Raw genomic sequence first — 12528 nt, forward strand, 5'->3', positions numbered from 1 at the left:
CCCTGATCGGGGTGGGAGACCGTGTCAGGTGGGCAGTTTGACTGGGGCGGTCGCCTCCCAAAGAGTAACGGAGGCGCCCAAAGGTTCCCTCAGAATGGTTGGAAATCATTCGAAGAGTGTAAAGGCAGAAGGGAGCTTGACTGCGAGACCTACAAGTCGAGCAGGGACGAAAGTCGGGCTTAGTGATCCGGTGGTTCCGCATGGAAGGGCCATCGCTCAACGGATAAAAGCTACCCCGGGGATAACAGGCTTATCTCCCCCAAGAGTCCACATCGACGGGGAGGTTTGGCACCTCGATGTCGGCTCATCGCATCCTGGGGCTGTAGTCGGTCCCAAGGGTTGGGCTGTTCGCCCATTAAAGCGGTACGCGAGCTGGGTTCAGAACGTCGTGAGACAGTTCGGTCCCTATCCGTCGCGGGCGCAGGAAATTTGAGAGGAGCTGTCCTTAGTACGAGAGGACCGGGATGGACGCACCGCTGGTGTACCAGTTGTCCTGCCAAGGGCACCGCTGGGTAGCTATGTGCGGAAGGGATAAGCGCTGAAAGCATCTAAGCGTGAAGCCCCCCTCAAGATGAGATTTCCCATTGCATAAGCAAGTAAGATCCCTCGAAGATGACGAGGTAGATAGGTCCGAGGTGGAAGCGTGGCGACACGTGCAGCTGACGGATACTAATCGATCGAGGACTTAACCAATACGAAAAGCGGAGCAAGCTCGCTTGCATCCATAGGGCGTTCAAGCTTCTGACGGACAAGTCAGGAGACTTGGACAGAAGAAGTGGAAACGACCGTAGGATGCAGCTTGCGGAACTAGACAATACGAAAAGCGGAGCAAGACATCAAGAAAAGCACCGCCTATCCTTTCTTCTCTGATCTGTTATCTAGTTTTGAAGGAACCATCCTTCGAATAGTCTAGTGACGATGGCGGAGAGGTCACACCCGTTCCCATCCCGAACACGGAAGTTAAGCTCTCCAGCGCCGATGGTAGTTGGGGCTAACGCCCCTGCAAGAGTAGGACGTTGCTAGGCTGTATATAAAAAGCATGTTTCATTATGAAACATGCTTTTTTGTTTAATATATTGAAACCATCTGTAAATGCTTTACACTACTAATGATGGTGTTGCTAAATAAAAATATACTATTGACCATGCAACGGATGGCGATAACCTCCATAACTCATGCTGATCCTTGTCCTTTCATTTTGAGCTGATGGCCTATTCGTTCAATGTTGGTATGCAAGCCCCATAACTGTTTTCCAAATGTCACCTTCAACAACCCTGGAGTCATATTCGTTCTTTTGATTTCGAGGTGACCCAAAAACACTCCTATGTTCTCGGCGGGCGATAGTTTGAACCTTCTTGCTGTCATAGGCGGCATCTCCTAAAGCAAACCGAATGTTCCAGTCTTTGAGAGCTCAAAAAACCTCTGGCGTGACTGCCGCGTCATGTCGATTGGGGGGTGTAAGCATATGGGAGACCACGATTTCGCCTGCGGTGATACCTGTATAAAGTTGATAGCCCTTAAACAAGTGATAAGAGTGGGCATCATCCTTCCCATCATTTGAGAATCATAGGGGCTGCTTCGGAGTGCCATGTTGTCAATCCACACAGCTGAAGGCTGCTTGACACTTAAATGCATAAGCAGTTGAGCATGAGATTCCGGAAACTCTTGCTCTTGAAACCATTGTTTTGTACGAGAAAGCGTCGAAACATGCAGAACGCTGTTAGTCTACAAAGGCGGCGACAATAATCAAACCACTGAAGGACTCACATCAACTCTCGCAACGAATCGAGCGCAAAATACGTTTTTAAAAATAAGCACCTGAGTAATGCCTTTTTAAAATCGGCGGCCTCTCTGTTGTATACGGCGTGCCAAACAAAGAAAGCCGATGGATCTATTGGAAGAATGCATCAAAAGAGATTTCATCTCCTACATGCATGTTCTTTAATCAAATTAGAACGCATAATGTCCACTCTTTGGAGCTTATTGGTCGCTGTATAGGATTTTCAAGGGAGTGAGTGGGTTTTTATATGTCTTTATTCATTTATGATGCGCTTTGCGACATATTCACAATAAAATTGTACATTTCGTTTTTTCGATACGATTGGTTTTCACTGATTAAAATTTGAACCTCTATTCACCCCATATCATATCCTCGAGCATATTAAACGTTAAATCATGTGAATGACCACGTCAAACTCCTCGGTTCCTGTGCTTCTCTCTCATTCAAAAACAGCTTAATTGACATATTCTACGGATTGAATATGCTTTGCTGCACATGCGAAAACTCTAAAAAAGTGCTGGTGTCTGTTTCCATCGTTGAATGGTTTACTGCTTCAAAGATGGATCTTTGAGCATGTGTCATGTTGAGATATGTCCTTGCTTCATAATTATAACTTTTTTCTTGATATAAAGGATTTTTAGCATATGTTATCGAATTAATTCATACTGCTTTTGTTTTAAATTCGGAAAATCGGCAATCATATGATTATCTGCTCTTGTTTGTTGCATTTTTTTTATATCTGCTATATAGTAAAATTAAGGTCAAATATAGTCAAAGTCAACTACCTAAGCAAGGAGGGGTAGGGTGAGAAACATTTCTGATATTATCGAACAATATTTAAAGCAAGTTTTAAATATGAGTGAACAAGAAATTGTTGAGATTAAACGAAGTGAAATCGCCGATAAATTTCAGTGCGTTCCTTCACAGATTAATTATGTCATTAATACACGCTTTACTTTGGAACGAGGCTATATTGTAGAAAGCAAGCGCGGCGGTGGAGGCTATATTCGAATTATAAAAGTGAAAACAAAAAATGAATCGCAATTAATTGATCAGCTATTATCTTTAATTCGTCATCATGTCAGTCAATCGAGTGCAGAGGATATTATTCGCCGACTTGTTGAAGAAAAAGTCATTTCTGAACGAGAGGCAAATATTATGTTGAGCGTAATGGATCGATCTGTTTTATATATTGACTTGCCTCAAAGAGATGAGTTGAGAGCTAGAATGTTAAAAGCCATGTTAATGTCTTTGAAGTATAAATAGAAAGAGGTGAGATCTTTGATATGTCAAGAATGTAAGCAGAGACCGGCCACGATGCATTTTACGAAAATTATCAATGGTGAAAAGACAGAATTTCATCTTTGCGAACATTGTGCTCAAGAGCACGGGGACGTTTTTATGTTTCATGGAAATGCAGGATTCTCTCTGCAAAATTTATTGGCAGGTCTATTAAATTTTGAAGCTCCTACAAAGGGAGCCAAGCAAAATGCATTTCAAAGCATTGAAATTTTGCAATGTGAACGCTGCAACATGACATATAATCAATTCGCCAAAATTGGCCGTTTTGGCTGCTCTCATTGCTATCATACATTCGCTAAACAACTGCAGCCGATATTGAAACGACTTCATAGTGGCAATACTACTCATGCAGGGAAAATTCCAAGACGAATCGGTGGCAGTATTTATATTCGTAAACAAATCGCTCATTTAAAACAAAAACTGCAAGAGCTTATTGCCAGAGAAGAGTTTGAAAAAGCAGCTGAAGTTCGCGATCAAATTCGTTTGCTTGAATCACGTGTAAGTAAACATGGGGAGGAGGGCTGATTGTGTCGCTTGAGAAGTTTTTGAATACAGCAGTAAGCTCTTGGATGAACCAAGAAGGTCCGGACTCAGACATTGTATTGAGCAGTCGGATTCGGCTTGCAAGGAATATTGTAGATTACCAGTTTCCCACTGTTTTTGGCAACGAAGAAGCCCAGCATATCGTACAGCAATTTGAACAGACATTTGCACGCCAATCACATCCTGTAGTTGGTAGATTTGAGCTTTTAAAAATGAATGAGCTCCAAACGATCGAAAAAAGGGTATTGGTTGAAAAACATTTAATTAGTCCACATTTAGCGGAAGATTGCCCATTCGGAGCATGCTTGCTGTCGGAAAATGAAGAGGTAAGCATTATGATTAACGAGGAGGACCATATTCGTATTCAATGTTTATTTCCAGGACTGCAACTGACAGAAGCTTTAGAGATGGCCAATGCGCTGGATGATTGGATTGAAATGCATGTCAATTACGCATTTGATGAAAAGAAAGGTTATTTAACAAGCTGTCCTACAAATGTAGGAACAGGATTAAGAGCATCGGTAATGATGCATTTACCGGCTCTGACTCTAACACAGCAAATGAACCAAATCATTCCAGCCATTAGCCAACTAGGATTAGTGGTAAGAGGAACGTATGGAGAAGGAAGTGAGGCCTTAGGGAATATATTCCAAATATCAAATCAAATTACGCTTGGCAAATCAGAAGAAGATATTGTGGAGGATTTAAAAAGTGTTGTTCAACAATTAATTGCTCAGGAAAGAATGGCAAGAGAGGCATTAGTCAAAACTTTAAACATACAATTAGAAGACAGAGTCTTTCGCTCCTATGGCATCTTGACCAATTGCCGTGTTATCGAATCGAAGGAAGCGGCCCAATGTTTATCGGATGTACGTTTGGGAATTGATTTAGGGTATATTAAAAACATTTCTCGGAGCATTCTAAATGAGCTGATGATTTTAATGCAGCCGGGATTCTTGCAGCAATATGCTGGCGGAGCATTAAGACCTAATGAACGGGATGTTCTTCGAGCTACTTTGATTCGAGAACGTTTAAAAATGGAAGAACGAAAAGCAATGGAGGGTGATGAAAATGATGTTCGGTAGATTCACAGAACGGGCGCAAAAAGTGTTGGCTTTAGCTCAAGAAGAAGCGGTACGTCTTGGTCACAATAACATTGGCACGGAGCATATTTTGCTTGGATTGATTCGCGAGGGGGAAGGGATTGCCGCTAAAGCTTTAATTGCTTTGGGGTTAGGACCAGAAAAGATTCAGAAGGAAGTAGAGGCATTGATTGGTCGAGGACATGAGGTGTCGCAAACGATTCATTATACGCCACGTGCCAAAAAAGTGATTGAGCTTTCTATGGATGAAGCCAGAAAGCTTGGACATTCGTATGTAGGTACAGAGCATATTTTGCTTGGCTTAATTCGTGAAGGAGAGGGAGTCGCCGCTCGTGTTCTCAATAATTTAGGAGTAAGCTTGAATAAAGCACGTCAACAAGTGTTACAACTATTGGGAAGCAATGAGTCTGTTTCCGGACACCAAGGCAGTGCTTCCCATGTGAGTACACCGACGTTAGACAGTCTTGCTCGCGATTTAACAGCCATTGCTCGCGAAGGCAGCTTAGATCCTGTCATTGGAAGAAGTAAAGAGATTCAACGTGTAATTGAAGTATTAAGCCGACGCACGAAAAACAACCCGGTATTAATCGGTGAACCCGGTGTAGGTAAAACAGCGATTGCAGAAGGATTGGCGCAGCAAATTGTCAATAATGAAGTTCCTGAAACGTTACGAGACAAGCGAGTCATGACGTTAGACATGGGGACAGTTGTTGCCGGAACCAAATATCGCGGTGAATTTGAAGACCGCTTGAAAAAAGTTATGGATGAAATTCGTCAAGCAGGAAATATTATTTTATTTATTGATGAGCTGCATACGCTCATCGGCGCAGGGGGAGCGGAAGGAGCTATTGATGCTTCAAACATTTTAAAACCTTCATTAGCTCGTGGTGAATTGCAGTGTATCGGTGCTACAACGTTAGATGAATACCGGAAATATATAGAGAAGGATGCTGCGCTAGAACGCCGTTTCCAGCCAATTTATGTTGATGAACCGACTGTTGAAGAGTCCATTCAAATTTTAAAAGGGTTACGTGACCGATATGAAGCGCATCATCGTGTCTCGATTTCTGATGAAGCAATTATTCAAGCAGTGAAGCTATCAGATCGATATATTACAGATCGCTTTCTCCCAGATAAAGCCATTGATTTAATTGATGAGGCATGCTCAAAAGTGCGTCTTCGTTCTTTTACCGCTCCGCCTAATTTAAAAGAGTTGGAACAAAAGTTAGAAGAGGTTCGTAAAGAAAAAGACGCTGCTGTTCAGAGTCAGGAATTTGAAAAAGCTGCTTCATTGCGCGATACGGAACAACGTTTGCGTGAGGAATTAGAAGAAACAAAACGCGCTTGGAAAGAAAAGCAAGGTCAGGAAAATTCGGAAGTAACAGTAGAGGATATTGCTTTGGTTGTATCTAGCTGGACAGGAATACCTGTATCGAAATTGGCGCAAACAGAAACAGAACGGTTGTTAAAGCTTGAAGAAATTTTGCATTCGCGAGTGATTGGACAGGAAGAAGCAGTGAAAGCAGTGGCGAAGGCGGTCCGACGCGCCCGTGCAGGATTAAAGGATCCAAAGCGTCCAATCGGTTCATTTATCTTCCTTGGACCAACTGGGGTAGGAAAAACAGAGTTAGCACGAGCATTGGCAGAAGCGATGTTTGGAGATGAGGATGCGTTGATTCGCATCGATATGTCTGAGTATATGGAGAAGCATTCTACTTCTCGACTTGTTGGTTCTCCTCCTGGATATGTCGGATATGAAGAAGGAGGACAATTGACAGAAAAAGTTCGCCGTAAACCATACTCGGTCGTTTTATTGGATGAGATGGAAAAAGCACATCCAGATGTATTTAATATTCTTCTGCAGGTATTAGAAGACGGACGTTTAACAGATTCAAAAGGAAGAACGGTTGATTTCCGCAATACGATTGTGATTATGACATCCAATGTGGGAGCTGATGCCCTGAAACGAAATAAGTATGTAGGCTTTAATGTTCAAGATGAAAGCCAGAAATATAAAGACATGAAGGGTAAAGTCATGGATGAATTGAAAAAAGCGTTCCGTCCAGAGTTTTTGAATCGTATTGACGAAATTATTGTATTCCACTCATTAGAAAAACAACATTTAGCAAAAATTGTTCATCTTATGGCCGATCAGCTTGTAAAACGTTTAACAGAGCAAGATATTGAATTAGAATTGACGGAAGAAACGATTGCAAAAATTGCTGAAGAAGGACATGACCCAGAATATGGTGCTCGTCCATTGCGCCGAGCTTTACAAAAACACATTGAAGACCGCTTATCTGAAGAGCTGTTGAAAGGAACGATCACAAAAGGGCAAAAAGTCATTGTAGATGTCAAAGACGGAGAATTTGTAGTTTTATCAGAACAAACCGTTCAGTAAAAGGTGGCAGCAAGGTATGCGGCAGAAGTAGATTGGCGCATACCTTCTTTTTGCATTTGCGAATAGAGAGGAATTAGCTGTTATGAAAAAGAAAACGAAATTTGTATGTCAAGAATGCGGATATGAATCAGCCAAATGGATGGGAAAGTGTCCAGGTTGTCAGACGTGGAACTCTATGATTGAGGAAATTGAGAAAGGAAAACCAGCAGCAAGGGGAGTATTTGTTCATACTGCTCCTTCTTCTATATCCAAGCCAGTGTCGATTACAACCGTAGCAACAGCACAGGAGCCAAGAATGGTAACGGATCTTGCGGAGTTTAATCGCGTGTTAGGTGGCGGAATCGTTAAAGGTTCTCTCGTTCTTATCGGCGGTGATCCTGGTATCGGAAAATCAACCATTCTTTTGCAGGTGTCTGCACAATTGGCGTTGAATCAATATAAGGTGCTATATATTTCCGGGGAAGAATCAGTCAAGCAAACGAAGCTGCGTGCTGACCGTTTGGGCATTTCCGCTAATGAGCTGTATGTATTATCAGAAACAGACTTGGAATATATTCATCAAGCGATTGAAGAAATTCAACCTGACTTTGTAGTAATTGATTCCATTCAAACGATCTATCGAGCCGAGATTACATCAGCTCCCGGCAGCGTTTCTCAAGTCAGGGAGTGTACAGGGGAATTGATGCGAATCGCTAAAACAAAAGGAATTGCGATTTTTATTGTCGGCCATGTAACAAAGGAAGGCTCCATTGCTGGACCGAGAATTTTAGAGCATATGGTAGATACAGTTTTGTATTTTGAAGGTGAGCGCCATCATACGTACCGAATTTTACGAGCAGTGAAGAATCGATTTGGATCGACTAATGAGATTGGTATTTTTGAAATGAGAGAAACGGGGCTGCTAGAGGTTGAAAACCCTTCAGAGGTATTCTTGGAAGAACGATCAAGCGGAGTGGCAGGATCAACGGTAGTAGCGTCAATGGAGGGCACAAGACCCGTGCTCGTGGAAATTCAAGCGTTAATTTCCCCAACAAGCTTTGGCAATCCAAGAAGAATGGCGACGGGAATTGACCATAACCGCGTATCATTGCTGATGGCTGTACTAGAAAAAAGAGTTGGGTTGCTTCTGCAAAACCAAGACGCTTATTTAAAAGTAGCCGGGGGAGTCAAATTAGATGAACCAGCTATTGATTTAGCCATCGCTGTAAGCATTGCTTCCAGCTTTCGCGATCTGCCGACGAATCCATCAGATGTCATCATCGGAGAGGTGGGGCTGACAGGAGAAGTACGTCGAGTCTCTCGTATCGAGCAGCGAGTTCAAGAAGCAGTAAAGCTTGGATTTCATCGTATTATTATTCCAAAAAATAATTTGGGAGGATGGCTGGCGCCAAAAGGAGTGGAAATTATCGGGGTGTCTCATGTCGCTGAAGCGTTGGAATACACGTTAGGAGACAGAAAATCTGTATGAATAAACGTTACAAACATGTATCAAATTTTTAAAAAAGATTAAAAACTGTGTTATCATTGGTTTCAAACATTGGAAACTGTTTATAATGTAGTTGAGGAGGTGAAAGTATGATGTTAAAGAGAGTAGTCCAATTATTTTTCTTAGTCGTCGGAGGGACCTTAGGAATTATTTTTCTTCCGAATATATTTCGACTGCTGAATATCCATCATCTTTCATTTTTTAACAATCCATATATGCTGGCGATTTTGGGAGCACTTATTTTCTTTATCATGACTTTTTGGCTAGTTGATTATGTAGTGGGTTTAATTCACTGGATTGAAGAATCTCTGGTAAAAGCACCTGTCACAGATATTTTGTTTGGAAGCTTAGGGTTAATTTTTGGATTGTTTGTTGCATTTTTAGTGGTGATGCCGCTTAAAGCATTTCAATTTCAAGTCGTTAATACCGTGCTGCCAGTTTTTTTAACGATTTTGCTTGGTTATTTAGGGTTTCAGGTAGGATTTAAGAAACGCCATGAGTTGATGAATTTATTTTCCATTTCTAGTCGCATGTCTAAGAAAAAAGGAACAGAAGAAGAAAGCGACAAGCAAAAAAACAGTACTTTAAAAATTCTTGATACAAGCGTGATTATTGACGGACGAATTGCTGATATTTGCCAAACAGGATTTTTAGAGGGAACGATTGTTATTCCTCGTTTTGTTCTAGAAGAATTACAGCATATTGCTGATTCCTCAGATGTACTGAAGCGAAATCGCGGCCGCCGCGGGCTTGATATTTTGAATCGCATTCAAAAAGAATTGGAAATGAAAGTAGAGATTTATGAAGGTGATTTTGATGACATTCAGGAAGTGGACAGCAAGCTAGTGAAATTAGCGAAATTAACATCAGGAGTGGTCGTGACGAACGATTTCAATTTAAATAAAGTCTGTGAACTGCAAAATGTGAGAGTCCTGAATATAAACGACTTGGCCAATGCAGTTAAACCGGTTGTTTTACCGGGAGAAGAATTGAATGTACAAGTCATTAAGGACGGAAAAGAGCATAACCAGGGCGTTGCCTATTTAGATGACGGAACGATGATTGTTGTCGAAGATGGCAGAGATTATATAGGCAAACGGGTTGACGTCTTAGTCACTAGTGTGTTACAAACTTCAGCAGGGAGAATGATTTTTGCGAAGCTCAAGCTTCTCCAAAAGGCATTATAAGTGTAGACTAGGAGAATAAGTCATATGTTATATCAAGTAGTCATTCCGGCAGCAGGACAGGGAAAGCGAATGAAGGCTGGCATGAACAAACTGCTGATTGAATTGCAGCATCAGCCTGTCATTATACACACGTTAAAGGTGTTTGAACAAGATGACGATTGTCGCGGAATTATTATGGTAGTAAACGAAGCGGAAAGACCGCTGTTTGTTGAGCTACTGAAAAAGTTCGGGATCAAAAAAGTGATCTCGATCGTCAGTGGTGGCATCGAACGGCAACATAGCGTCTACAATGGGTTGCAGGCAGTTAAAGAAGGTGAGATTGTCCTCATTCATGATGGTGCCCGCCCGTTTATTAGGCTAGAAAAAATACACGAATTAGTGAAGGAAGCGCAAGAGCATGGTGCGGCAATTCCCGCTGTACCTATGAAAGACACCGTTAAAAAAGTTAGGAATGGAATGGCTGAGGAAACGGTGGAGCGCTCTAGCTTGTGGGCTGTACAGACTCCACAAGCTTTTCGTGTTTCCCTTGTTTTAGAAGCGCATAAACGGGCACAGGAAGAAGGGTATATCGGAACAGATGATGCCAGTCTTGTTGAACGGATGGGAAAAAAAGTGAAAATTGTGGAGGGAGATTATCGAAATATTAAATTAACAACGCCAGATGACTTACTATTTGCGGAAGCGATTTTATCATTAAAGGAAGCAAGGTGAATATATGTTTCGGATAGGGCAAGGATTTGACGTTCATCAATTAGTAACAGGCCGCCCTTTAATAATTGGCGGTGTTTGCATTCCTTATGAAAAAGGATTGCTTGGTCACTCAGATGCAGATGTGTTGTTGCATGCTGTGGCAGACGCGTGCTTAGGAGCCATTGGTGCTGGCGATATTGGGACGCATTTTCCAGATACGGATCAACAATATAAAGATGCCGACTCCGCGCGATTGCTACAGCAAGTTTGGAACCTCGTTAAGAAAGAGGGGTATAAGCTTGCCAATCTAGACTGTACCATTATTGCACAAAAACCGAAAATGGCTCCTTATATTGAACAAATGATAGAGAGAATGGCTGAGTTATTAGAAGCGGAGCGCTCTCAAGTAAATGTGAAGGCGACGACGACAGAAAAACTTGGATTTACTGGGCGTGAAGAAGGCATTGCTGCTCAAGCGGTTGTTTTATTGCAAAGGCAATAATGGCTTAACTTTGTGGTGGTATAATGTTAAAATAACGATACACAGTTAAATGTTGATGGAGGTCTTAACATGTCACAAGAGGTAAGAGTGCGTTATGCGCCGAGTCCGACTGGCCATTTACATATCGGAGGAGCGCGCACAGCTCTATTTAATTATTTGTTTGCTCGCCACCATAATGGGAAATTTATTGTGCGAATCGAAGACACTGATATCGAACGGAATGTGCCCGGCGGAGAGCAGTCTCAATTGGAGAATTTAAAATGGCTCGGCATTGATTACGATGAATCGGTAGACAAAGATGGAGGATATGGACCTTATCGCCAGACAGAGCGTCTTGATATATATCGTCAGTATGCAAATGAGCTATTAGAAAAAGGATATGCCTATAAATGCTTCTGTACGCCCGAAGAATTGGAGCAAGAACGTGAAGCCCAAAAGGCGGCGGGAATTGCAGCACCGCAATATAGTGGCAAATGCCGTCATCTAACGCCTGAACAGGTACAGCAGTTGGAGGCGGAAGGCAAGCCGTATACATTGCGTATAAAAGTACCTGAAGGGAAAGTATACGAGTTTGAAGACATGGTTCGTGGCAAAGTAGTGTTTGAATCAAAAGATATCGGTGACTGGGTCATCGTCAAAGCTAACGGAATTCCGACTTATAACTTTGCGGTGGTCATAGATGATTACTTAATGAAGATTACTCATGTATTTCGCGGCGAAGAACATTTATCGAACACGCCAAAACAGTTGATGATTTATGAGTATTTAGGTTGGGAGCCACCGCGCTACGGTCATATGACATTGATTGTAAATGAGCAGCGCAAAAAGTTATCCAAACGCGATGAATCGATTATTCAATTTGTTTCTCAATATAAAGAGCTTGGCTACCTTCCTGAAGCGATGTTTAACTTTTTTGCTTTATTAGGGTGGTCGCCAGAAGGAGAAGAAGAACTCTTTACGAAGGAAGAGCTCATTCGTATTTTTGATGTATCTCGCCTATCTAAATCTCCTTCGATGTTTGATAAACAGAAGCTGACATGGATGAATAACCAATATATTAAAAAGCTTGATTTAGATCGGCTTGTAGAACTGTCTTTGCCTCACTTAATCAAGGCAGGCTGTTTGCCGGCGCAAATGACCGGAGAGCAGCGGGAATGGGCTCGGCAATTAATTGCTTTATATCAAGAACAGATGAGCTATGGAGCAGAGATTGTAGAATTGTCCAAGCTGTTTTTTAAAGAAGATGTCGAGTATGACGAAGAAGCGCGGGCTGTATTAGTGGAAGAACAAGTTCCAGCCGTATTGAAGGCGTTTTTAGAGGCAGTGAAAAATCTGGAAACATTGGATGCGGAGTCCATTAAAGCCGCTATTAAAGCGGTACAAAAAACAACGGGACAGAAAGGCAAGAAATTATTTATGCCTATCCGTGTAGCTACCACAGGACAAACTCACGGACCGGAGCTGCCGCTCGCGATACAGCTGCTTGGAAAAGAAAAAGTGATTCAACGCTTAGAAAAACTAATTGACTAACATT

9 protein-coding genes and 2 rRNA genes are annotated in these 12528 nt (G+C 42.0%); all 11 read left to right on the forward strand.

What is annotated here, in order from left to right; translation table 11 throughout:
* A 23S ribosomal RNA gene (locus B6A27_RS11680) occupies nt 1-693 on the forward strand; the annotation flags it as partial.
* Nucleotides 694-908: 215 nt separating this feature from the next.
* A 5S ribosomal RNA gene (rrf, locus tag B6A27_RS11685) occupies nt 909-1025 on the forward strand.
* A 1559-nt stretch (nt 1026-2584) separates the two neighbouring features.
* On the forward strand, nt 2585-3046 hold the full coding sequence (locus B6A27_RS11695; RefSeq protein ID WP_044744090.1) for a CtsR family transcriptional regulator: 462 nt from the start codon (nt 2585-2587) through the stop codon (nt 3044-3046).
* 15 nt (nt 3047-3061) lie between these two features.
* Complete coding sequence (gene mcsA / locus B6A27_RS11700; RefSeq protein WP_044744089.1) at nt 3062-3607, forward strand: protein-arginine kinase activator protein McsA; 546 nt, start codon at nt 3062-3064, stop codon at nt 3605-3607.
* Between the two features lie 2 nt (nt 3608-3609).
* A complete protein-coding gene (gene mcsB / locus B6A27_RS11705) occupies nt 3610-4710 on the forward strand; it encodes a protein-arginine kinase McsB (RefSeq protein ID WP_066150182.1) in 1101 nt (366 codons plus the stop codon).
* Complete coding sequence (gene clpC, locus B6A27_RS11710; RefSeq protein ID WP_066150184.1) at nt 4697-7129, forward strand: ATP-dependent protease ATP-binding subunit ClpC; 2433 nt, start codon at nt 4697-4699, stop codon at nt 7127-7129. The genes mcsB and clpC overlap by 14 nt, the downstream gene beginning before the upstream one ends.
* A gap of 82 nt (nt 7130-7211) precedes the next feature.
* Entirely contained in the window at nt 7212-8597 is a 1386-nt protein-coding gene (radA, locus tag B6A27_RS11715; RefSeq protein WP_066150187.1) for a DNA repair protein RadA, read from the forward strand.
* Nucleotides 8598-8707: 110 nt separating this feature from the next.
* Nucleotides 8708-9802, forward strand: coding sequence for a PIN/TRAM domain-containing protein (locus tag B6A27_RS11720; RefSeq protein ID WP_044744093.1), 1095 nt, complete (start codon nt 8708-8710; stop codon nt 9800-9802).
* 24 nt (nt 9803-9826) lie between these two features.
* Nucleotides 9827-10513, forward strand: coding sequence for a 2-C-methyl-D-erythritol 4-phosphate cytidylyltransferase (gene ispD, locus B6A27_RS11725; protein ID WP_044744085.1), 687 nt, complete (start codon nt 9827-9829; stop codon nt 10511-10513).
* 4 nt (nt 10514-10517) lie between these two features.
* Nucleotides 10518-10994, forward strand: coding sequence for a 2-C-methyl-D-erythritol 2,4-cyclodiphosphate synthase (gene ispF / locus B6A27_RS11730; protein WP_044744084.1), 477 nt, complete (start codon nt 10518-10520; stop codon nt 10992-10994).
* A gap of 69 nt (nt 10995-11063) precedes the next feature.
* Nucleotides 11064-12524: a glutamate--tRNA ligase gene (gene gltX, locus B6A27_RS11735; protein WP_080862214.1), complete on the forward strand. Its 1461-nt coding sequence runs from the start codon at nt 11064-11066 to the stop codon at nt 12522-12524.
* The last annotated feature ends 4 nt before the right edge of the window (nt 12525-12528 follow it).

Origin of the sequence: Anoxybacillus sp. UARK-01, from assembly GCF_002075365.1 — a bacterium.
In the GTDB taxonomy this organism is placed as follows: Bacteria; Bacillota; Bacilli; order Bacillales; family Anoxybacillaceae; genus Anoxybacteroides; species Anoxybacteroides rupiense.